The organism is Tsukamurella spumae, assembly GCF_012396015.1.
Lineage (GTDB): Bacteria > Actinomycetota > Actinomycetes > Mycobacteriales > Mycobacteriaceae > Tsukamurella > Tsukamurella spumae.
Map to the genome: position 1 here is coordinate 83,572 of NZ_JAAXOQ010000007.1, position 22,701 is coordinate 106,272.

The following is a 22,701-nucleotide window of genomic DNA, read 5'->3' on the forward strand; positions in this document are numbered from 1 at the left end:
GAAGGGGAACCCCGTGGCCGAGAACGACCCGATCGCCGAGACCACTCCGATCGAGAGCGCCGCTCCGAAGCCCGTTCCGGGCGCCCGGCCCGGCCCCAAGCCGCACCCGGGACCCCGCCCCGGCGGTGCGCGCCCGCACGCTCCCGCGGCGACGCAGGCCGCGCCGCGGACCCGCCCGGCCTCCGACCCGACCAAGCACGGCCGGGTCGACGAGGACGGCACCGTCTACGTGATCACCTCCGGGGGCGAACGCGCCGTCGGGTCGTGGCAGGCCGGCGAGGGCGCCGAGGGCCTCGCCCACTACGGCCGCAAGTACGACGAGCTCGCCACCGAGGTCGAGGTGCTCGAAGAGCGCCTCGCCAGCGGCACGAGCGACCCGAAGAAGATCCGCGCCGCCGCGCAGCAGGTGGCGGACACGCTGCCGACCGCGGCCGTGGTCGGCGATCTCGACGGCCTGGCGGCCCGGGTGGGCGCACTGTTGACCGGCGCCGACACCGCGATCGTCACGGCGCAGGCCGATCGCGAGAAGAACCGCGCCGAGGGCATCGCCCGCAAGGAGGCGCTCGCCGCCGAGGCCGAGACGATCGCCGCCGAGGCCACCCAGTGGAAGACCGCCGGCGACCGGATGCGGGCGCTGCTCGACGAGTGGAAGACGATCAAGGGCGTCGACCGCAAGACCGACGATGCGCTGTGGAAGCGCTACTCGAAGGCGCGCGACGCCTTCAACAAGCGGCGCGGCGCGCACTTCGCCGAGCTCGACCGGGATCGCGCCGGCGCGAAGGCGCGCAAGGAGGAGCTGATCGCCGAAGCCGAGAAGCTCAAGAACGACACCTCGTGGGGCGAGACCTCCGCGAAGTTCCGCGACCTGCTCGCCAAGTGGAAGGCCGCCGGCCGCGCACCACGCGACACCGACGATGCCCTGTGGGCACGGTTCAAGGGCATTCAGGACGAGTTCTTCGCGGCGCGCAACGCCGCCGCCGACGAGCGGGACGCGGAGTTCACCGAGAACGGCAAGGCGAAGAAGGCGCTGCTCGACGAGTACACCCCGCGGATCGAGTCCGCGGCGAATCTCGCCGCGCAGAAGTCCGCCCTGCGCGAGCTGCAGGACAAGTGGGAGGCCATCGGCAAGGTCCCGCGCGACCAGATGGGCTCGCTCGAGGCCGGTATCCGCGCGCTGGAGAAGAAGATCAAGGCCGCCGACGACACCCAGTGGCGGCGCACCGACCCCGAGGCCACGGCCCGCGCGGCACAGTTCCGTGACCGCGTCGCCCAGTTCGAGGACCAGGCGGACAAGGCCGAGAAGGCCGGCAAGACCAAGGACGCCGTGCGGCTGCGCGAGCAGGCCGACCAGTGGCGCGAGTGGGCGGATGCCGCGGAGGGTGCGGTCGAGAGCCGGTAGCCGCGAGGCGACGATGTTCGTCGATGGCATCTCCGTCGGCTCGTCGGGCGCCGGGCTCCCCCGCTGGGTCCGGGGGGTACCCGCGCTCAAGCCCCTGATCGACGGTGCGCGGCTGGCGTTGACGGCGCCGGTGACCTTCCTCGTCGGGGAGAACGGTTCGGGCAAGTCGACGCTCGTCGAGGCGGTCGCGGAACAGTTCGGGCTCGATGCGCGTGGTGGCCGGGCCGCAGTCCTGGGCGGCAACCTCGACACCGAGAAGACGCCTCTCGGTGAATCGTTGCGCCTCGACCTGACGCATCGCGGACTGGCGATGCGCCGAGGCCCGCGGACCGGCCGGCACGGGTTCTTCCTCCGCGCCGAAACGGTCCTCGAGATGAACGAGCGGTTCGGCGGGAGGTACGGCTACTGGAGCGATGTCGACGTCCAGAGCCACGGCGAGGGCTTCTTCACCATCTTCGACACGATGCTGACCGAGCCCGGATTCTACGTCTTCGACGAGCCCGAGTCGGCTCTGTCGTTCCACTCGTGCCTGCGGCTCGTGGCACTGTTCGAGCAGCTGCGCGACAGCGGCTCGCAGATCCTCTGCGCCACGCACTCCCCGATCCTGACCGCACTGCCCGGCGCGCAGATCGTCGAGATGACGCCGACCGGGCCGATACCGACCTCATGGCGCGACCTCGAGCTGGTCCGACACTGGCAGCGCTTCCTCGACCATCCCGAGACCTATCTCGACGAGCTGGTCACGCGCACCGTCGAACCGGACACCGAACCGGAGCGCGCCGCGTCCGCCGAGGACGAGCTCGAACTGATCCGGCGCGTACGTGCCCGGATCTACGGGGACGACTGAGCGATCAGGACTCGTCGGTGGGTCGCTGCGCGCGCGGCACACCGTTGCCGATGCGGTTGGACCGTGCGAAGTCCTCCCACTCCTGCGCGGCGTCCCGTCGCTCCTGCTCCGCGGCGAGCTGGAACGGCGACCGGGCCCAGATGGTCTTGATCCACACGACGGCGAGCACGATCATCGCCAGCCAGCCCAGGTAGAGGCCGATGCCCGCACCGCTCGGCGGCTCGCCGTGCAGGCCGTTGGTCTGCCGGGACCAGACCGACAGCAGGCCGAAGACCACGGCGACGCCGCTGCCCGCGCCCGCGATCACCGAGAGCACCCACCGGCGGGTGAGCAGCGCGGCGCCGGAGGCGAAGACGCCGAACACCACCTCGAGCCACACGAACACCTTCGACACGATCACCAGCGAACTGCCCGCGACGCGCGGGTCGCCCGTGATGATCTCGATACCCGTGACGGACCCGGTGTGCGGGAGCGCGAGGGAACCGATCACCGCGACCACCGCGATCGCGGCGACCAGGATGCGCGGGCCGACCTGGAACTCGCCGGCCAGCTTGCGCTCGACCGACTCGACCTGCGTGCGCAGACCCTCCAGCTCGTCGGCGCTCCGGGGGTTCTCGCTGTCGGCGTTCATGAACCCCATTGTCCACCCCGCGCCCGGACTTGTCTCCTACAGGTCGTCGTAGCGCACCGTCGGACCGCCGGTCAGCAGGTCGAACAGCCCGACGGGGCCGGGGCGGAGGCCACCTCCGGGCGACCCACGGGCGGCAATCCGAGCCCGACCCCGACGGGCGCCGTCACGGGCGTGATCTCCGCCTCGACGTTGTCGCCCGCGCGGGTGCGCCGATGGGTCAGCACGCCGGCGTCGGCGATCAGGTGGTGCGGCGCGGCACCGGTGATCTCGACCTCGACGACATCGCCGGGGCGCACACCCTCCCGCCCGACGAAGTGCACGAGCCGGCCGTCGCGGGCGCGCCCGGACATGCGCTTGGTCTCCGCGTCCTTGCGACCCTCACCGAGCGCGACGAGCAGTTCGACGGTGCGCCCCACCTGCTTGGCGTTCTCCTCGAGCGTGATCCGCTCCTGCAGCTCGATCAGCCGCATGTACCGCTCCTGCACGACGGCCTTCGGCAGCTGATCGGGCAGGTCCGCGGCGGGGGTGCCGGGCCGGATCGAGTACTGGAAGGTGAAGGCGCTGGAGAACCGGGCCTTCTCGACCACGTCGAGGGTGGCCTGGAAGTCCTCCTCCGTCTCCCCCGGGAAGCCGACGATGATGTCGGTGGTGATGGCGGCGTGCGGGATCTTCTCGCGCACGCGGTCGAGGATGCCGAGGAACTTGGCGCTGCGGTAGCTGCGACGCATCTCCTTGAGCACGCGGTCCGAGCCGGATTGCAGCGGCATGTGCAGCTGGGGGCAGATGGTGGGGGTCTCGGCCATCGCGTCGATGACATCGTCGGTGAACTCGGCGGGGTGCGGGCTGGTGAACCGCACGCGCTCCAGGCCCTCGATGCGGCCGCAGGCGCGCAGGAGGTCGGCGAAGGCGCCGCGGTCGCGCGGGAGCTCGGGGTCGGCGAAGTTCACGCCGTAGGCGTTGACGTTCTGGCCGAGCAGCGTGACCTCGGAGACGCCCTGGTCGACGAGGGCCTGCACCTCGGCGAGGATGTCGCCCGGACGGCGGTCGACCTCCTTGCCGCGCAGGCTCGGCACGATGCAGAAGGTGCAGGTGTTGTTGCAGCCGACCGAGATGGAGACCCATCCGGCGTACGCGCTCTCGCGGCGGGCGGGCAGCGTCGACGGGAAGGCGTCCAGCGCCTCCTTGATCTCGACCTCGGCCTTCTCGTTGTGCCGGGCGCGCTCGAGCAGGGTCGGGAGCGAGCCGATGTTGTGCGTACCGAAGACCACGTCGACCCACGGGGCCTTCTTGACGACGGTGCCGCGGTCCTTCTGGGCGAGGCAGCCGCCGACGGCGATCTGCATCCCCGGGCGCTCCTTCTTGATCGGCGCCAGGTGACTGAGGTTGCCGTACAGCTTGTTGTCGGCGTTCTCGCGGACCGCGCAGGTGTTGAACACCACCAGATCGGCCTGCTCGTCGCCGTCCGCGCGCACGTACCCGGCGTCCTCGAGCAGGCCCGAGAGGCGCTCGGAGTCGTGCACGTTCATCTGACACCCGTAGGTGCGGACCTCGTACGTTCGGCTGGCGGGAGCTGCTTCGATCACCTCTCCAGGATATCGGCGACCGCAAATCCGGCCCGAAGGTAGATTTCCGGTACCAATACTGCGGACTTTACTCGGACGAAACCTGATCAAACATAGGGTCTTACCCATGACTACTCCCGCAGCGACCGGGCCCACCGGCGCGGTCCCGATGATCGATATCGAGTCCGTCGACAAACACTTCGGCGCCCTGCACGTACTGAAGGACATCAACCTCACGGTCCCGAAGGGGCAGGTCGTGGTCATGCTGGGCCCGTCCGGCTCCGGCAAGTCCACGCTGTGCCGCACCATCAACCGGCTCGAGCCCATCGACTCCGGCACCATCAAGATCGACGGTGCGCTGCTGCCCTCCGAGGGACGGGGCCTGGCGAACCTCCGTGCCGAGGTCGGCATGGTGTTCCAGTCGTTCAACCTGTTCGCGCACAAGACGATCCTCGACAACGTGACGCTGGGCCCGCTCAAGGTCCGCAAGATGAACAAGGCCGACGCGGAGAAGCGGGCACTCGAGCTGCTCGACCGGGTGGGCATCGTCGCGCAGAAGGACAAGTACCCGGCCCAACTGTCCGGCGGGCAGCAGCAGCGCGTCGCGATCGCGCGCGCTCTCGCCATGGGGCCGAAGGTCATGTTGTTCGACGAGCCGACCTCGGCGCTCGACCCCGAGATGGTCAACGAGGTCCTCGACGTCATGGTCGGCCTCGCCAAGGACGGCATGACGATGGTCTGCGTGACCCACGAGATGGGCTTCGCCCGCAAGGCCGCGGACCGGATCCTGTTCCTCGCGGACGGCCAGATCGTCGAGGACACCGACCCCGAGTCCTTCTTCACCGCGCCGAAGTCCGACCGGGCGAAGGACTTCCTCGGCAAGATCCTGGGGCACTGATGACACAGAAGCAGAACACTCGATCCCGGCGGTGGCGGGGAGTGATCGCCGCCGCAGCCGCAGTCGCCGTCACACTCCCCCTCGTCGCGGCCTGCGGCACGACTACTCCGCGCAGCCTGCTGACCTCCATCAAGAGCGGTCAAGTGGTACTCGGCACCAAGTACGACCAGCCCGGCCTCGCCAACCGCAACCCGGACAAGTCGCACTCCGGCTCAGACGTGGCCGTCTCCGAGTTCGTCGTCAATCAGATCGCGAAGAACAACGGCTGGGCCGCCCCCAAGATCATCTGGAAGGAGACCCCGTCTCCACTACGGGAACGGATGATCGAGAACGGCGAGGTCGACATGATCGCCGCGACCTACTCGATCAGCGCGGCCCGCGCCAAGAAGGTCGACTTCGCCGGGCCCTACCTGACGACCTACCAGGCACTGCTGGTCAGTAGGAAGACGTCCAACCCGATCCGCAGCCTCGAGGACTTGAACTCGGGCCGCAAGCTGTGCTCGGTGTCGGGTTCCACCTCGGCCATCAACGTCAAGGCAGCCCTACCCAACGTCCAGTTGCAGCAGTACGACGGCTACGCCTCGTGCGTCGAGGGCGTGCGTCGCGGCGTGCTGGACGCGCTGACCACCGATGCGACGATCCTCGCCGGCTTCCAGGCCAAGTACCCCGGGGAGTTCGACATCGTCCCGATGACCTACCCGACGGACGTGACCCTGACCAGCAGCACGGGAGCGAAGACGGCGAAGAAGAAGGGCGACCAGTTCTCCACCGAGCGGTACGGCATCGGCTTACGCAAGGGCGACTCCGACGCGCTCCGCGAGGCGAACAAGGCGCTGCGCCAGATGATGCTCGGCGACCAGGCGGCCGCAACCTACGACGCGGAGGCGGCCCCGGCTCTGCCCACATGCATTGTCCCTGCGGCGATGGTCAGCAAGTACACGGAGCTCGCCTACGCGAACCCTGGCAACGAGCTGTTCACCGCGCTGCGAAAGAACCTCGGCGAGTACGCGGACACCATGATCGATCAGGGGCGGCCCGTCGACGGCGGCAAGCCGAAGTCGGTCCTCATCGCGATCCCCGGCGACCAGTCGTGGCTGCTGCCCGACACGAACGGAAACGTCAAGATCACCGTGGACGGTAAGAGCGTGACGGTGCCCAAGACCGATCCGCAGGCGCAGTGCGCGAAGGTAGGTGCGTAGAACATGTGGGAAGATCTCGGGCCACAGTTGTGGCCGGCATTCTGGGTGACGATCAAATTGACATTCTGGTCCGCAATCGGCGCGACCATCTGGGGCACAATCCTGGCGGGCATGCGGGTATCCCCTGTGCCGGCCATGCGGATCTTCGGCACCTGGTACGTCAACATCGTCCGTAACACGCCGCTGACGCTCATCGTCTTGTTCCTGTCGCTCGGCCTCTACCAGAACATGGGCCTCGCGCTAGCGCCTGACAACGCGAACTTCACGGACAACAACAACTTCTGGCTCGCGGTGGTCGGCTTCGTGGCATACACGGCGACCTTCGTCTGCGAGACCCTGCGGTCGGGTTTCAACACCGTTCCGCTCGGCCAGGCGGAGGCGGCGCGCTCGCTGGGACTGAACTTCATGCAGGTCTTCGGACTGATCGTGCTGCCGCAGGCCGGCCGCGCCGTGATCGCCCCGATGGGTAGCGTCCTCATCGCCCTTACGAAGAACACCACGATCGCCTCAATCATCGGCGTCGGCGAGGCCGCGCTGCTGATGAAAGAGCAGCAGGAACTGCACAGTGACCAGCTGATCCCGATCTTCCTGATCTTCGCGGTGGGCTTCATGATCATCACTCTGTTGGAGGGTGCCGTGTTCGGCTACTTCGCCAAGCGACTGGCGGTGAAGCGATGAGTGCCAAGTCGACCTCGACGGTCCTCTACGACGCGCCGGGCCCCAAGGCCCGGATGCGCAACAACATCATCGCGCTGGTCTTCGTTGTCGTGATCGTCGCCATCCTCGCGTGGGTCGTCACCGTGCTCGCCGGCAACGGGCAGTTCGAGCGGGAGAAGCTTGAGCCCTTCGTCGACAAGAACTACTGGGGCACGTACATCCTCCCTGGCCTGTGGGGCACGTTCAAGGCGGCGCTCGCCTCGATCATCCTGGCCATGATCATGGGCGCATTCCTCGGCATCGGTCGCCTCTCGGACCACCGCTCCGTGAGGTGGGTGACCGGAGCGCTCGTCGAGTTCTTCCGCGCGATCCCGGTGCTGATCCTGATCACCTTCCTGTACATCGTGTTCGGCACGTACCATGTCTTCAACTCCGACTACATGGCGTTCTTCGCCGTGGTCTTCGGTCTGACGCTGTACAACGGCTCGGTGATCGCGGAGATCCTCCGGTCGGGGATCAACTCGCTCCCAACAGGTCAGTTCGAGGCCGCGAAGGCATTGGGACTGCGCAAGTCGCAGACCATGCGGCTGATCCTGCTCCCGCAGGCCGTCGCGGCGATGCTGCCCGCACTGATCTCACAAATGGTGATCGCGCTCAAGGACAGCGCGCTCGGTTACACGATCGGCTATGTCGAGGTCGTGAAGTCCGGCATTCAGGCCGGCAACGAGTGGGGCAATGTGATCCCCTCGCTGATCATGGTCGCGATCATCATGATCGCCATCAACTTCGCCCTCTCCACGCTGGCGTCGAACATCGAGCGGAACCTACGTGAGGGCCGCAAGAAGAAGCTGATCGTGGACGCGCCGCTCCCGATGCCCGAGCCGGGGCTGATGTCCAAGGAGGTCATCGAGACCACGCACCCCGATCCGAAGCACAAGGATCTGCGGCAGGACTACGGCGACTGATCGCCGTGCTCCCGAGATCCGGCGCCCGCAGGAGCGCGGCCGCGGCACTGGTAACGGTGCTCGTAGCCGCGCTCTGCGCGTGTTCGGGCCCCTCGCCGCGGAACCTGCTGTCCTCGATCGACGACGGTGCCGTCGTCATCGGAGTGAAGGCCGACCAGCCCGGGCTCGGGCTCCGCGGTCCCGACGGTGAGCTGTCCGGCTTCGACATCGACGTCGCGCGGTACGTGATCCGGACCGTGGCCGCGTCGCGGGGGAAGCCCGAGCCGAGGATCACCTGGCGTGAGACGCCGTCGTCGCAGCGCGAGCAGCTCATCGAGCACGGCGAGGTGGACGCCGTCGTCGCCGCGTACTCGATCGACGGTGCCCGGGCCGGCGAGGTCGGCTTCGCCGGCCCGTACCTCGTGACGCGGCAGGGACTGCTGGTTCGGCGCGATGAGTCGGCGATCAGCACGGTCTCGGACCTGGGCCGCGACCGGTCCCTGTGTTCGGTCACCGGGACGACGTCGGCGCGGGCGGTGAAGACGCTGCTCCCCGGAGTGCGGCTCGTCGAGTTCGACACCGATTCGGCGTGCGTGGACGCATTGGCCCGCAAGACCGTCGACGCGATGACGACCGACGAGGTGATCCTGGCCGGCTTCGCCGCGCAGCGGCCCACCGCCTTCCGGCTCGTCGACATGAGCGTACCCAAGGACGGCTGCATCGACGGGCGGCTGCGGACCGCCGGCGCTCCGTTCGCGGTCGAGCGCTACGGCATCGGGCTCGGCCGCGATGACACGCAGGCCCGCGACGCCGTCAACGCTGCCCTGCGGATGATGATCGAGAGCGGCGAGTGGGAGCGGTCGTTACGGCGCGCGGTCGGCGATGAGGAGGCCGTGCGCACCCTCGAGCGAGACGGTGGCGCCGACGAGTCCCTCGCCCGGATCGGCGATCTGTCCTTCCTCTCCGCGACCAACTCCCCCTGCGCGGCCCGCTGAGCTCGCTGAACTCGAACCGCCGTCACGGCGCCTTGCTGATCGCCAGCGAAGCGAACGCGACGGCTCGCTCGCATTCCACCGTTAGGTCCGGGGAGGGTTTGGTCCAGGCAGCAATCGTCACGACGATCGCTTGCTCCGAGGAGAAGGCAGCCACACAGTTGTCGAACTCCGCTGCGACAGCGATACGGCGACCGTGCGCGACACGATCAGCTCGCCAGCGAAGAGTGCTCATATAGCGCTTGTACTCGTCGAGGGTCATCTTGTGGCCGACGATCTGCGAGTACTGCCCCCCACCACGGGCGGAAGTGTAGTCGTTCGCTCGCCAGTGGCAGCCGCGGTAGTTCGCAGAATCCACCTTCGCGGCGTCAGCGAGTGTGGCTGGATTGATTTCGAGTGCGCGGAGTTCCGCATCGGAATACGCACTACATGGCTCGAAGCTCGTGCCATTAGTCCGGTCGTTCGTTCGGTCCTTAATGGTGGGCGTGAATGGCAGCGGCACCGGCGAAGTACGAGGGTTCCTGGCCGCGACGGGCTCGCCGGGCACCGCGACAGTGCATCCGCACCCGACGAAGGCTGTCACCAGCATCAAGGCGACCGCGCCTGATCTCATGACGGTCCGATGACCCGATTGATTTGCTCCTCGCTCGCCCCCTCAGTGCGCATGATCCAGCGGCCGATCTCGCGGTAGGTCTCGGCCAACGAGCGGGCTTCGGTTGACTGGGCGAGGAATGTATTGCGCAGCGATCTGTCGTGTTCCACCGCTCCGAGGCGAATGTTGTATGTGGCCGCCTCCCCCTCCACGGTTGGGCCGAGGTTGTTCAGCGCACCCACATCCCGAAGGCCGAACGCCGCCATCTCCAGCCGATCAGCATGCCGCTCAAGGGCGCGGGCCAATTCTTCCTGCGGGTTGCCGTCGGACACCATCGAGGGACGATCAGCGATCCCCTCTCGTGCCGCCGCGATGATCTCGGTCAGTTCCCCGTCGGCCATGGCATCCCCTCACCGTCGCGCCGCTCTGACAGACGTCCCTATGAATTGGACGCACCAGCCCCGAGATCGGTTCCCACAGATCGGACAGCGAAGCCCCCGGAGTGTTCTCCGAGGGCTTCACTTCGCTGGGGATCACTCCCCTGGTCTGTTCGACGCGGCCTCAGCCGCGGCCCGCGTCGGCCTTCTCACGGACGGCGTCCAGCACCACCGACATGGCGAGCGACGGGTGGTAGCCGCGGCGGCCGAGCATCCCCACCAGCCGCTGCGTGAGCTTGTCCCGCTCCGCCCGGTCTTCCGGGATCTCCACCCGGGCGAGCTTGCGCTCCACCAGCTCCGCGGCCCGCTCCCGCTCGTCCTCGCGACTGACGGTGTCGAGGGCCGCCGACGCCTCCTCCGCTCCGACGCCCTTGCTGCGCAGCTCCTGCGCCAACGCGCGCCGCCCGCGGCCGGAGAACTGGTGCCGAGACTGCACCCAGCGCTCCGCGAAGGCCGCGTCGTCGATGAGACCGGCGGCGACGAACTTGTCGAGCATGCGCTCGGTCAGTTCCTCGTCGAATCCCTTCTTGGCGAGCTTCGCACGCAGCTCAGCCCGGGAATGGTCCCGCATGCCGAGCGCCCGGTAGATCAGGTCGCGGGCGAGCGCCTCACGCTTCGCCGGATCCTGCTCGACCTCCTGCCGCCGCTGATCTCCGTCACCGTCGTCCCGGGGGCGGCGACCTCGCCGACGGCCCCGGGACACGACCTCGTCGTCCGAGTAGTCGGACATGGCGGCCTAGAAGTCGACGGGCGCCGGCGCGATCTCGTCGGCATCGACGGTGATGTCCGCACCCACACCGAGCTTCTCCTTGATCCGCTTCTCGATCTCATCGCGGACGTCGGGGTTCTCGAGCAGGAACTTGCGGGCGTTCTCCTTGCCCTGGCCCAGCTGGTCACCGTCGTAGGTGTACCAGGAGCCCGACTTGCGGATGAAGCCCTCGTTGACGCCCATGTCGATGATCGAGCCCTCGCGGCTGATGCCCTGGCCGTAGATGATGTCGAACTCGGCCTGCTTGAACGGCGGCGAGACCTTGTTCTTGACGACCTTGACGCGAGTGCGGTTACCGACCGCGTCGGTCCCATCCTTGAGGGTCTCGATGCGGCGCACGTCCAGGCGCACCGACGAGTAGAACTTCAGCGCCTTACCACCCGTGGTGGTCTCGGGCGAGCCGAACATGACGCCGATCTTCTCGCGCAGCTGGTTGATGAAGATGGCGGTGGTGCCGGAGTTGCTCAGCGCGCCGGTCATCTTGCGGAGCGCCTGGCTCATGAGGCGAGCCTGCAGACCGACGTGGCTATCGCCCATCTCGCCCTCGATCTCGGCCTTGGGCACCAGGGCCGCCACCGAGTCGATGACGATGATGTCGAGCGCGCCGGAGCGGATCAGCATGTCCGCGATCTCGAGCGCCTGCTCACCCGTATCCGGCTGCGAGACCAGCAGGGCATCGGTATCGACGCCCAACTTCGCGGCGTAATCGGGATCGAGCGCGTGCTCGGCGTCGATGAACGCCGCAATGCCGCCGTTGGCCTGCGCCTCCGCGACCGCATGCAGCGCCACCGTGGTCTTACCCGAGGACTCCGGGCCGTAGATCTCGATGACGCGGCCGCGCGGGAGACCGCCGATGCCCAGCGCCACGTCCAGCGCGATGGAGCCCGTGGGGATCACCGCGATGGGCTGGCGCACCTCGTCACCGAGGCGCATGACGGAGCCCTTGCCGTAGTTCTTGTCGATCTGCGCGAGGGCCAGCTCGAGGGCCTTGTCGCGATCCGGTGCCACAGGTGCCATGGGACTCTCCGTCCTTGAAGGCCGGAGCGGGGAAGACGCTGCCGGCGCTGGGTTCTTCAGTTGCCACGGACGTTAGAGGGACCCACTGACAAGTTTTCGCACCCGCATCGGATGCGCGCCCTGCCGGCTCGCTCTCGCGTCGAACACCACCGACTATAGGCGAACGACCGTTCGAAGCAAGCATCTCGCGTGCGACACGCCGCGGATCACGTCCGAGCGCACGCCACCGCGCCCCTACTCGACCCCGACCAGCACATATGCCTCTCCCGTTCGCGCCCCGAAGAGCAACCCTCCACATAAGGGTTCGGTCGTATCCACCACCGACGCCCCGGGCGCCTCCAGCAGCGAACGCCTGCTCGCAGCCCGGAACGACGGTGACCGCCCCTCGAAAACGAGGGACGGTCACCGTCGAACCAGTAGAACCGGGGCTTACCAGCCCAGCGTCTCCAACTGCGCCTGGACCGCGGCGCGGTACTTCTCGACGTTGCCGGTCTTGACCGACTCGTAGCCGCGGACCATGTCCGGCAGCTCGGCGAGCGCGACGACCTGCTCACGCTGATCCTCGGCGACCCGGCCGCCCTCGGCGGCGGCGATCATCAGGCCCACCAGCGCGCGGTACTCGGCGACGAGCGTGCGCTCCAGCTTCCGGATCTCGGTCATGCCGAAGAGGTCGAGCTTGGTACCGCGCAGGCGCTTCATCTTCGCCAGCGTCTTCATGCCCGGATTCACCCACTCACCCAGCGCGAGCTTGTTCTTCATGCCCATCTCGCGCAGCGTCGGCGGATGCAGGCGGATGGCCTTCTTCGCATCGGCGCCGAACTCGTCCGCCACCGTCGCCGCGAAGCCGGCGTCCTGCGACAGACGGGCGACCTCGTACTCGTCCTTGTAGGCCATCAGCTTGTGCAGGTTGTGCGCGACCGCTGCAGTGAGATCCTCCGAGCCCCAGGACTTCTCGGCGCGGAACACGCGGGCGACATCGTCCACGTAGCGCTCGGCGTAGGCCTTGTCCTGGTACGCGACCAGCTCGTCGACGCGCAGCGCCACCTGGCGCAGCACCTCGGGCGAGGCACCGTCGAGCTTGGCGGCCTGCGCCGACGCGTACGCGCTCGCCGCGACCGGAGCGGGCAGCGGATGCAGCGCATCGATCGCGGCCCGGACGCCGGCCGGATCCGAGACCGACTGGCGGCCACGGCGGAAGGCCTGCAGGTTCTTCTCCACGGCCACGCCGTTGAGCTCGATGGCCCGCTCGAGAGACGAGGAGCTGATCGGCAGCGCACCCGTCTGGAAGGCGGCACCCACCATGAACAGGTTGGCGTACTGCTCGTCACCGAACAGCTGCAGCGTCAGATCGCCCGGGTCGAGGTAGACGGTACGCAGCGACGCCCGGTCGATCGCCTCGTGGATGCTCCGCGAATCCGGGTACCCGACCGACGTGTCGATCACCATCTGGCCCGTGGGCACCTCGGTGGTCGAGACGATCGAGGTGGTGCGCTCCGGTGAGGCCACCTTGAGGTTCGCCGGGTCGACACCGACGAGGCTGTCGCAGGACAGGTACACGTCGCAGTCACCCGAGGCGACCTTCGCCGCCTGGTCGACGTACGTGGCGGAGACCTTGATGTCCGACACCACGGCTCCGCCCTTCTGCGCCATGCCGGTCATGTCGACGGTGCGCGCCGAGTGACCGTCGAGCACCGCGGCGGTGGCCATGATCTGCGAGACCGTGACCACGCCCGTGCCGCCGATGCCGGTCACGCGGATGGCCATGCCGTCCGCCTCCCGCCGGGCCTTCTTCGGCTGCGGGATCGACTCGGCCGCGATGTCGGGCACCGACTTGCGGACCTTGCCCGCCGTACCCGGGGTGACCGTCACGAACGACGGGCAGTCGCCCTTGAGGCACGAGAAGTCGAGGTTGCAGGAGCTCTGGTCGATCCGCGTCTTGCGGCCGAACTCCGTCTCGACCGGGTGCACCGACAGGCAGTTGCTCTTCTGACCGCAGTCGCCGCAGCCCTCGCAGATGCGCTCGTTGATCACGACGCGCTGGTTGGGCGTGGGGTACTTGTCGCGCTTGCGCTTGCGCCGCTTCTCGGCGGCGCAGTACTGGTCGTGCACGAGGACCGTGACGCCCGGCACCTCGGCCAGCTCGCGCTGCACGTCGAGCATGTCGGCGCGATCGCGCACCTCGATGCCCTTCGGCAGACCCACCGCGGTCTGCTTGGGATTGTCGGAGGTGACGATGATCTTGGTGACCCGCTCGGCCTGCAGCAACGCGCAGATCTGCGGCAGCGACATCTGGCCGACCGGGTCCTGACCGCCGGTCATGGCGACGGTGCCGTTGAACAGCAGCTTGTAGGTGATCCGCTCGCCCGAGGCCACGGACTGGCGCAACGCCAGCGAGCCCGAGTGCATGAACGTGCCGTCGCCGATGTTCTGCACGAAGTGCTTCTCGTCGACGAAGGGCGCCATGCCGACCCACTGCGCGCCCTCGCCGCCCATCTGGCTGACGCCGGTCACCTCGCCCACCTGCTGCGGGTCCATCAGCAGCACCATCGCGTGGCAGCCGATGCCGGCGCCGACGAGCGTGTCGTCGGTGACCTTGGTGGAGGTGTTGTGCGGGCAGCCGGAGCAGAAGTACGGGCTGCGCGCGGCCAGCGGCAGCTCGATCCGGGTGCGCACCTGCGCCTTCCGATCGAGCCAGTCCGTCGCGGCGGCCACGCCGTGCACCCGCGAGAGCCGCGCGGCGAGACCGCGGGAGACCGAGTCCACGTCCAGCTCGCCGAAGCGGGAGAACAGGGTGGAACCGTCCTCGTGGGTCTTACCCACGATGTTCGGGGCGCCCGGGTGCCGGAAGAGGATGTCGCGCATCATCGTCTCGAGGAAGTCGCGCTTCTCCTCGACCACGATGACCTCGTCGAGACCGTCGATGAACTCGTGCATGATCTGCCGCTCGAACGGATAGACCATGCCCATCTTGAGGATGCGGATGCCGAGGCCGTTCAGATCGTCGTCCTCGATGCCGATGAGCCGCAGCGACTCCCGCACGTCCAGGTAGGTCTTGCCGGCGCAGACGATGCCGATCCGGTCGTCGCTCGAGCGCACCGTGATCCGGTTGAGCCGGTTGATCCGGGCGTACTCCGTGGCCCGCGGCATGCGGACCGTGAGCTGGTTCTGCTCGAGCTCCATGAGCTTCGCCCCGAGCAGCTGACCGGACGGGACGTGCGGGCTGGTGCCCAGGTCGCCGTAGACGGGCAGGATGCGGTCGGGGTGCACGTCGGCGGTCGAGGAGCCGTCCGCGACGTGCGCGGAGATCTTCAGCGAGGTCCACAGCCCGGAGACGCGGGACATGATCGCGGCGTGCACGCCCAGATCCAGGATGTCCTGCGAGTCGGCGGGGTACAGGATCGGCATGTAGAGATCGGCCAGGGCCATCTCGGAGGCGCAGGGCACCGTCGAGCTCTTGGCGCCCGGGTCGTCACCGACGAGGGCCACGGCGCCACCGGTGGGGTGGGTGCCGATCATGTTGGCGTGCCGCAGCGCGTCGGTCGCGCGGTCGAGGCCCGGCGCCTTGCCATACCAGTAGCCGGTGACACCGTCGAGGCCGCGAGCGAGGTGCCCGACCTGCGCGGCGATCTGGGAGCCCATCACGGAGGTGGCGGCGAGCTCCTCGTTGAGCCCGGGCCGGTGCACGGTGTCGAAGTCCTTGAGGTACTTCCCGCGCTTCGCGATCTCCAGGTCGTAGCCGGCCAGCGGCGAGCCCTCGTAACCCGAGATGAAGGAGCCCGTCTTCAGATTCTGCCGGCGGTCCAGGCGGGCCCGGTCGCGCACCATGCGGACGAGCGCCTGAATGCCCGTGAGGTAGATCGTGCCCTCTTCGCGTGTGTACCGATCATCCAGCGAGAAGGACTGCACGGCGGCCGATTGCCCGCCCCGGGGGTCCGCGTCGTGCAGACCTTCGGCTGCCTCACCGGCCGAGCCGGGAAGCTTGTCGATCGGCGAATTGGCGTCAAGGGTCACTGAAACCACCATGCTTTCTCTCAATGCGCTCGTTCCAGGGGTGGCGGAACGCAGCGCAGGCTGTGTCGGTAGTCACAGCCTAACGTCTGACGCGGCAGATTTCACAGCCGTCTCCGCAGACTCGCCGTGGGCGGACCGGATCGCGGGGCACGGGCCGATACGCTCAGTGATCGTGAACCTCCGAACCGCCCGGATCGCCGCCGTAGTGACCGGCCTGCTCGGCCTCGTGCTGGCGATCGCCACGCCGCTCCTGCCGATCAAGCAGACCGCCGTGACGATCGACTGGCCGCAGTCCGGCTCGCTCGCGCCGGTCACCGCGCCGCTCACGATGTACAAGCCGCTCGAGATCGACCTGAGCGTGCCCTGCGCGGTCGCGGCGGCGGCACCGTCGGACAAGGAGACCGTGCTCGCGGCCACGACGCCCCCGCCCGCCGGGGACCGCGCGCGCACCGTCGGCCTGTTCGTGACGGTCGACGGCCAGGCGCTGACGGTCCGCTCTCGGGGCGCGCTCGTGGGCACCGTCCCCCGGGCCGACCTCGCGCACTGCCAGAAGGCCTCGGTCTCGATCGACGCTGATCGCGCGGTCACCCTCATCGACGAGAAGCGGACCGAGGTGCCCGGTGACCTGCGCCCGCAGGTGGTCGGTGTCTTCTCCGACCTCCCCGCGGACCTGCAGGGCGCCAGGCCCTCGATCCACATCGCCGTGGACTCGCGCTACACCTCGTCACCGTCGATGCTCAAGGGCATCGCGATCCTGGTCGGCGTGCTGTGCGTGCTGATCTCGCTGTTCGCGCTGGCGGTGCTCGACCGCGCCGACGGGCGCCGCGGCACGCACCTGATCCCCCGACGGTGGCTGCACGTGCGGCTCGCGGACGCGGCGGTGGTCGGCAGTCTGCTGGTCTGGCACATCATCGGGGCGCCCACCTCCGACGACGGCTACATCCTGGGGATGATCAAGGCCGCGCCGCACTCCGGCTACATGCCCGAGGTGTTCCGGTACTACGACGCCCCCTACGCCCCGTTCGGCATGCCCTTCTACGTGGTCTCGTGGATGGCGGAGCTGAGCGTGTCCAGCCCGTGGCTGCGCCTGCCCGCGCTGCTGTCCGGCATCCTGGCCTGGTTCCTGCTCTCGCGGGAGGTCCTGCCCCGACTGGGGCTGAGCAAGCGCCGCGCGCCGCAGGACTACTCCCGTGCGCTGTGGGCGGCCGCCGCGGTGTTCACGCTGTTCTGGCTGACCTACAACCCGGGCCTGCGCCCGGAGCCGATCGTCGCCCTCGGCACCGTCGTCACCTGGTGCCTGGTGGAGCGCACCGTCGCCACCCGCCGTCTGGCGCCCGCGGGCGCGGGGCTGATCGTCGCGGGCCTGACGCTCTCCGCCGCTCCCACCGGCAGCTTCGCGTTCGTGGTCTTCCTGGTCGCCGCCGCGCCGCTGTGGCGAGCGGTCCGGTCGCGCGTGGAGGTCGACGGCTGGGCTGGCGCGCTGCTGCCGCTGGCCGCCGCCGGCGCGTCCGTGCTGTACCTGATCTTCGCCGACCACGGCCTGATCGAGATGCTGCAGTCCACGACACTGCTCGGCGATGTCGGCCCAAGCGAGCAGTGGCACCGCGAGATCATCCGGTACGAGGCCCTCTTCCAGCAGAACCCCAACGGTTCCGTGGCCCGACGGTTCGCCATGCTCGCCATGCTCCTCTCCGCCGCGCTCACGGCGACGCTGCTGCTGTGGCGCCGCCGGATCCCCGGCATCGCGTCCGGTCCCGCGCGGCGGGTGGTCGCCGCGATCGGGGTCTCACTGCTGGTCATGGCGTTCAACCCGACCAAGTGGACGCATCACTTCGGGGCGTTCGCGACGCTCGGCGCCATGGCCGCCGCGATCGCGGTGGTCGCCGTGCGACCGCGGGCCATCCGGCGCCCCCAATTCAGTCTGCTCGTCCTCGCCGCGACGGCCGGCTGCGCGACGCTGGCCTTCGAGTCGACCAACGGGTGGTTCTACCCCGGCAACTTCGGCATCCCGTGGGGCGGTACCGAACCCGTGGTGGCCGGCATCAAGCTGGCCACCGTGTTCGGCGCGATCACGGTGGTCCTGCTGCTCGCCGCTCTCGTGGTGCACGTGACGGGATGGACGCCGCGCCTGCCCGACCTCGGCGGGCGCCTGCCCGGGTTCGCCACGCCGATCACGCTGGTCGCGGTTCTCGTCCTGGCGATGATCGGCGCCACCAATGCCGCGTCGATCATGATCCAGCGGCCCGCGTACTCGTACGGGCAGCAGAACCTGCGCTCGCTCGCCGGAAACCCGTGCGGCATGGCCGACGAGGTGCTCGTGGAACGCGACGCCACCGCCGGCGTCCTCACCCCCCTCGGGGACGCCCGCGAACCGCTGGTCGGCGAGCAGAACGCGAACTTCACGCCGAACGGCATCGCGAGCAGCTTCTCGTCGAGCTCGCGCGGCGCGGCCGACCTGGTGCGCACCGGCGACGCCGACAACACCCCGTCGAACACCGGCGGCACCGGCGGCGGAACGCTCGAGCGGCCCGGCATCAACGGCTCGACGGCGGCCCTGCCCTTCGGCCTGGACCCGGCGCGGGTCCCGATGGTCGGCAGCCGGCAGACCGGCGTCCAGCGCTCCGCGAAGGCCACCTCGAGCTGGTACGCCCTGCCCGCGGGCGGGATCGACCGGCTGCTCACGATCAGTGTCGCCGGCCGGTTCGGCCCCACGGATCTGCAACTCGAATTCGGCACGGGCAGTGGCACGATCACGCCCGCCGGGATGGTGATCCCGATCGACATCGGCCCCGCGCCCGCGTGGCGCAACCTGCGCGTACCGTCGGCGATGATCCCGCGGGGCGCCACCGCGGTCCGCGTGGTCGCGAACATCACCGCGCCGTCGGAGAACACCTGGGTGGCCTACACGCCGCCGCGCGCCCCGAAGCTCGAGACGATGCAGCAGTTGCTCGGCGACGACCCGACCCTCGTCGACTGGGGCGCCGGCATCGGCTTCCCCTGCCAGCGGCAGTGGCGGGAGAACGGCGGCGTGGCGGAGCTGCCGAAGTGGCGGATCCTGCCCGAGCGCGACCTCGCCGCCGCGGCGACGACGACGTGGGAGGGCGGCGACGCCGGTGGCCCGTTGGGCTGGGCACTCCTGCTCGCCACCGCGCAGACGGTGCCGACCTACCTGAACGACGACTGGGGCCGGGAGTGGGGCGCGCTGGAGCGGTACGTGCCGTACGTCGACGCTCCTGCCGCGCAGCTGGGCCGCACGGACGTCATCCGGTCCGGCCTGTGGTCGCCGGGGAAGACGCCGCAGCAGAAGTAGTTACCAGCGGGACTTCGGTACATCGAATTCGGAACAGAGCGCCCGCCACACGTCCTTCGGGTCGACTCCCGATTCGATGGCCTGGTCGCCGGTGGCGCCGAAGGCGGCCAGCCGGTGGTCGCTCATGAGGGTGTCGCCGCGGAGGGTGCCGAACTCGGCGTAGAGCAATTCGCGGAAGTCGGTGAGACGCACCGGACCAGGCTACCGATGCGCGATCGTCTCGCACACCACCACTGGGTCGGCCACGCGGTGCGCGCTACTCGCGGCCGCGCGGGCGGCGCGCGCGAACGACGGATCGTCCAGGACGCGGCGCACCCCGTCGCGGATCTTCTCCGGGGTCGCGGGCCGGACCAGCACGCCGCTCCCCTGCCGCACGACACGGTTCGCGAGCTCCCACTGGTCGCCGCCGCCGGGGACCACCACGACGGGCCGCCCGGCGGTGAGCGCCTTGGTCAGCATGCCGTGCCCGCCGCCGCAGATGACGGCATCGGCCTGCGCGACGAGCCGGTCCTGCCGGCCGAATCCACTGGCGACCCAGGGCTCACCGTCGAAGACGGGCGGGTGCAGGCCGCTGACCGCGACCCGCACGCCGGCCCCCCGGAGCCCGTCGACGGCCACCTGCGCCAGGTTCTGCTCCCCCGTCGCCGCGGTCGACGGTGCCACCATCACCACGGGACCGGATCCCTCGGGGACGGGGCACAGCGCGTCGGTCGGCTCCAGCGTGAGCGGTCCGACGAGGTGCGTGTGCGCGGGCCAGTCCGGGCGGGGCAGTTCGAGGGCGGGGATGGTGGCGACGAGACGACCGTCCGGGCCGGGGTCGAGCGGAGCCAGGCCGATCCCGGCGCGGGCGGCCTCCCGCTGGCGCCGGCCGTTGCGCAGGTCGCGGGCGGTGAACGCGCGGAGCACGGCGTCGCGCAGGTGTTCGCGGGGCGTCTGCGCGGGGGCGAGACCCGATCCGATCGGCGGCAGGCCCTTCGAGGACAGGTACAGCGGGTGCGGGCTGAGTTCGAGCCACGGCAGGCCCAGCAGCTCGGCGGCCATGCCGCCGCCCGGGGTGAGGATGTCCGCCACCACGAGGTCGGCGTCGAACTCCTCGATCTCCGGCAGCACGCGCGTCCCGATGTACGCGGCGCGGGCGTGGATCTTCGCACCCGCGTCCTCGTCGTCGTCGCCGGGGCGTGCCGCCAGGCCCGGCAGCTCGCGCGTGTCGACGCCGTACCGGACCCCGACCTCCGACCACTGCCGGCCGGTGAACACGACGGGTACGTGTCCGGCGTCGATCAGGCGAAGAGCGAGCGCGAGGCCGGGCAGCGCATGCCCGGCCTCCGATCCCGCGACGATCGCTACGCGCACCCGCACTCCTCCCGCGACGGCGGGCGCCGGGCGCGCCGCACGTCAGAACGTGCTGGTGGTCTTCTTCCCGGATCCCAGCCACTTGACCACAGTGACGATACCGATGACGACGAGCGCGATGATCGCCAGCGGGAACAGGGACTTGATGATCGCCGAGGCCACCATCAGGGCGAGCCAGATGACGACGATGGCGCCGAGGATCTTCCAGAACATTGCGAGCACCTTTCGAGGATTTCCGTGGAGTTCTTCCTTCTTCCACCATGCTCCCGACGGCATCGAAAGTCACCCTCTGAACAGGGGTTTCAGGGAGATTTGGGGGAATACCCTGACGGCACGGCGGGCAGTGCCGCGATGCCGTAGGCCCACGCCCGCAGCCGCTCCGCGGTCTCCTGCAAGCGCGGCGTGGCCATGCTGAGCTCGTCGAACCGGGCGGGCGAGCCGAGCGATCGGCGCGCGGCGGCCACCGTCGTCGCGGCGGACCGGACCATCTCCCGATACGCGTCGACGCCCTCGTCGAGGCTGGCACGCCCCTCGTCGAAGGTCTCGCGCAGGTACGCGGCGGACGCGCCGCCACCGGCGACGACCCGCTCGAGATCGGCCAGCTGCTCCGCGTAGGAGGCGATGGCGTCGGCCGAGGCCTCCGCGTCGTCGTCGAGCTCGCTGAGCGCGTCGGGCGGCAGGGCGCCGGACCGCGACAGCACGGCCATCAACGCGAGGAACTCCTGCTCGGACTCGGCGAGGGCGCGCACGGGCTGGTGCAGCGCCGAGGAACGGGCGGGAAGCGCGCGCCGCGCGTAGGTGCGCGGCGGGGCCGGGGTGCGGCGCAGGCGTCGCAGCTTCCGGACCGCGTAGGCCGCGGGGACGGCGATGGCCGCCGTGACCGCGGTAGCGGTACCGCCGACGACGGGGGCCGCGGTGGCGAAGCCGCCCACGGCGACCACCGCCGACGTGGAGGTGGTGGCGGCCCATCCGTTCACGGTGTGCCGAGCCCGCGTGATCGATCGTTGGTGGGCGGCCTTGGGGTCCTTCCGGCGGGCCGCCCTGTCGCGCGCCTCGTCGGCGGCGCGGGCGGCGTTGTCCATCGCCGCGGACGCCGCCGTGATCGCGGAGGCCGCCATCCGACCAGCGGAGGCCGCCACCGCCGAGAAGTCGGTGCGGTAGCGGCCTCGCTGGTCAGTCATGGTTCCTCGCTGGTTCAGGGATTCTGCAGGTCCGGGTTCGGCACCTGCTGCGGGGCCTGCGGCGCGGGCGCTGCCTGCGGGGCCGCGGGAGCGCCGGCGATCTGACCGCTGGCCTGCATGGACGCGCGGATCTGCTCGAGGCGCGAGTGGCCGGCCATCTGCACGGTGGCCTGCTGGACCTCGGCCATGCGGCCCTGGACCGAGTTCTGCGCGAGCTCGGTAGAGCCGAGGGCGTTGGCGTAGCGCCGCTCGATCTTCTCGCGGACCTCGTCCAGGTTGGGGGTATTGCCGGGCGCGGCGAGCTGGCCCATCTGGTTCAGCGATGCCGAGACCTGCTCCTGCATCTTGGCCTGCTCGAGCTGGCTGAGCAGCTTGGTGCGCTCGGCGAGCTTCTGCTGCAGCTGCATCGCGTTCTGCTCGACGGCGCGCTTGGCCTGGCCGGCGGCCTGCAGAGACTGGTCGTGCAAGCCCTTGAGGTCCTCGACGCTCTGCTCCGCCGTGACCAGCTGTGCGGCGAAGGCCTCCGCAGCGTTGGTGTACTCGGTGGCCTTGGCGGCGTCACCGGCAGCGGTCGCCTGGTCGGCCAGCTGCACCGCCTGGCGCGTGTTGGCGGAGAGCTTCTCCACCTCCGCCAGCTGCCGGTTCAGCTTCATCTCCAGCTGGCGCTGATTGCCGATGACCGCCGCGGCCTGCTGCGAGAGAGCCTGGTGCTGCCGCTGTGCGTCCTCGATCGCCTGCTGGATCTGAACCTTGGGATCGGCGTTCTCGTCGATCTTCGCGTTGAACAGCGCCATCAGGTAGCGCCACCCCTTGACGAACGGGTTAGCCATCGTCAGTTCTCCTCCGCCTCGATGCGTTCATCGCCGAATCAACGTCCGGCCGCCCGGCGACGCCGGACTCGT

Annotated in this window: 20 protein-coding genes; 8 read left to right on the forward strand and 12 right to left on the reverse strand. The window is 69.4% G+C overall.

Translation table 11 applies throughout. The features are described from left to right. Window positions 1-13: 13 nt before the first annotated feature. Window positions 14-1,399, forward strand: coding sequence for a DUF349 domain-containing protein (locus tag HF999_RS07035; protein WP_312854052.1), 1,386 nt, complete (start codon window positions 14-16; stop codon window positions 1,397-1,399). Between the two features lie 13 nt (window positions 1,400-1,412). Continuing rightward, the gene (locus tag HF999_RS07040; RefSeq protein ID WP_168545189.1) at window positions 1,413-2,246 is read left to right on the forward strand and encodes an AAA family ATPase; all 834 of its coding nucleotides are present in this window, start codon (window positions 1,413-1,415) and stop codon (window positions 2,244-2,246) included. 4 nt (window positions 2,247-2,250) lie between these two features. Here the strand turns inward: HF999_RS07040 and HF999_RS07045 are convergent, their stop codons facing one another. Together HF999_RS07045 and miaB are read right to left on the reverse strand one after the other, a co-directional pair. Beyond that, window positions 2,251-2,877 carry an Rv2732c family membrane protein gene (locus HF999_RS07045; protein WP_168545190.1) on the reverse strand — a complete coding sequence of 209 codons (627 nt, stop codon included), beginning with the start codon at window positions 2,875-2,877 and terminating at the stop codon, window positions 2,251-2,253. Window positions 2,878-2,948: 71 nt separating this feature from the next. Continuing rightward, a complete protein-coding gene (gene miaB, locus HF999_RS07050; protein WP_168545191.1) occupies window positions 2,949-4,460 on the reverse strand; it encodes a tRNA (N6-isopentenyl adenosine(37)-C2)-methylthiotransferase MiaB in 1,512 nt (503 codons plus the stop codon). 148 nt (window positions 4,461-4,608) lie between these two features. On the opposite strand from miaB, the gene HF999_RS07055 reads away from it, so the two are divergent. The 5 genes from HF999_RS07055 to HF999_RS07075 are packed head-to-tail and all read left to right on the forward strand — an operon-like array spanning window position 4,609 to window position 9,132. After that, window positions 4,609-5,337: an amino acid ABC transporter ATP-binding protein gene (locus HF999_RS07055; RefSeq protein WP_168545270.1), complete on the forward strand. Its 729-nt coding sequence runs from the start codon at window positions 4,609-4,611 to the stop codon at window positions 5,335-5,337. Continuing rightward, window positions 5,337-6,536, forward strand: a complete 1,200-nt coding sequence (locus HF999_RS07060) for a transporter substrate-binding domain-containing protein (RefSeq protein ID WP_168545192.1) — start codon at window positions 5,337-5,339, stop codon at window positions 6,534-6,536. Before HF999_RS07055 ends, HF999_RS07060 begins: the two co-directional genes overlap by 1 nt. 3 nt (window positions 6,537-6,539) lie before the next feature. After that, window positions 6,540-7,214, forward strand: a complete 675-nt coding sequence (locus HF999_RS07065; protein WP_168545193.1) for an amino acid ABC transporter permease — start codon at window positions 6,540-6,542, stop codon at window positions 7,212-7,214. After that, window positions 7,211-8,158, forward strand: a complete 948-nt coding sequence (locus HF999_RS07070) for an amino acid ABC transporter permease (protein WP_168545194.1) — start codon at window positions 7,211-7,213, stop codon at window positions 8,156-8,158. The genes HF999_RS07065 and HF999_RS07070 overlap by 4 nt, the downstream gene beginning before the upstream one ends. Window positions 8,159-8,214: 56 nt before the next feature. Next, complete coding sequence (locus HF999_RS07075; RefSeq protein WP_168545195.1) at window positions 8,215-9,132, forward strand: glutamate ABC transporter substrate-binding protein; 918 nt, start codon at window positions 8,215-8,217, stop codon at window positions 9,130-9,132. A 22-nt stretch (window positions 9,133-9,154) separates the two neighbouring features. On the opposite strand, the gene HF999_RS07080 is transcribed toward HF999_RS07075, so the two are convergent. From HF999_RS07080 to HF999_RS07100, 5 genes are all read right to left on the reverse strand, one after another. Continuing rightward, the gene (locus tag HF999_RS07080) at window positions 9,155-9,742 is read right to left on the reverse strand and encodes a DUF3558 domain-containing protein (RefSeq protein WP_168545196.1); all 588 of its coding nucleotides are present in this window, start codon (window positions 9,740-9,742) and stop codon (window positions 9,155-9,157) included. Beyond that, the gene (locus HF999_RS07085; protein WP_168545197.1) at window positions 9,739-10,122 is read right to left on the reverse strand and encodes a hypothetical protein; all 384 of its coding nucleotides are present in this window, start codon (window positions 10,120-10,122) and stop codon (window positions 9,739-9,741) included. Before HF999_RS07085 ends, HF999_RS07080 begins: the two co-directional genes overlap by 4 nt. 160 nt (window positions 10,123-10,282) lie before the next feature. Then, window positions 10,283-10,888: a regulatory protein RecX gene (locus HF999_RS07090; RefSeq protein ID WP_168545198.1), complete on the reverse strand. Its 606-nt coding sequence runs from the start codon at window positions 10,886-10,888 to the stop codon at window positions 10,283-10,285. A 6-nt stretch (window positions 10,889-10,894) separates the two neighbouring features. Beyond that, complete coding sequence (recA, locus tag HF999_RS07095; RefSeq protein WP_168545199.1) at window positions 10,895-11,944, reverse strand: recombinase RecA; 1,050 nt, start codon at window positions 11,942-11,944, stop codon at window positions 10,895-10,897. A gap of 429 nt (window positions 11,945-12,373) precedes the next feature. Further along, window positions 12,374-15,955, reverse strand: coding sequence for an indolepyruvate ferredoxin oxidoreductase family protein (locus HF999_RS07100; RefSeq protein WP_312854053.1), 3,582 nt, complete (start codon window positions 15,953-15,955; stop codon window positions 12,374-12,376). A gap of 172 nt (window positions 15,956-16,127) precedes the next feature. Between HF999_RS07100 and HF999_RS07105 the strand changes: the two genes are divergently transcribed. Further along, window positions 16,128-19,265 (forward strand): arabinosyltransferase domain-containing protein, encoded by a 3,138-nt coding sequence (locus HF999_RS07105; RefSeq protein WP_312854054.1) that lies wholly within the window; start codon window positions 16,128-16,130, stop codon window positions 19,263-19,265. On the opposite strand, the gene HF999_RS07110 is transcribed toward HF999_RS07105, so the two are convergent. From HF999_RS07110 to pspA, 5 genes are all read right to left on the reverse strand, one after another. Then, window positions 19,266-19,457, reverse strand: a complete 192-nt coding sequence (locus HF999_RS07110) for a DUF3046 domain-containing protein (RefSeq protein WP_168545202.1) — start codon at window positions 19,455-19,457, stop codon at window positions 19,266-19,268. 9 nt (window positions 19,458-19,466) lie between these two features. Beyond that, window positions 19,467-20,618: a glycosyltransferase gene (locus HF999_RS07115; protein ID WP_168545203.1), complete on the reverse strand. Its 1,152-nt coding sequence runs from the start codon at window positions 20,616-20,618 to the stop codon at window positions 19,467-19,469. Between the two features lie 42 nt (window positions 20,619-20,660). Next, window positions 20,661-20,831 (reverse strand): hypothetical protein, encoded by a 171-nt coding sequence (locus tag HF999_RS07120; protein ID WP_168545204.1) that lies wholly within the window; start codon window positions 20,829-20,831, stop codon window positions 20,661-20,663. 89 nt (window positions 20,832-20,920) lie between these two features. After that, window positions 20,921-21,799, reverse strand: coding sequence for a phage shock envelope stress response protein PspM (pspM, locus tag HF999_RS07125; protein WP_168545205.1), 879 nt, complete (start codon window positions 21,797-21,799; stop codon window positions 20,921-20,923). 14 nt (window positions 21,800-21,813) lie between these two features. Next, complete coding sequence (gene pspA / locus HF999_RS07130) at window positions 21,814-22,629, reverse strand: phage shock protein PspA (RefSeq protein WP_168545206.1); 816 nt, start codon at window positions 22,627-22,629, stop codon at window positions 21,814-21,816. Window positions 22,630-22,701: the final 72 nt, after the last annotated feature.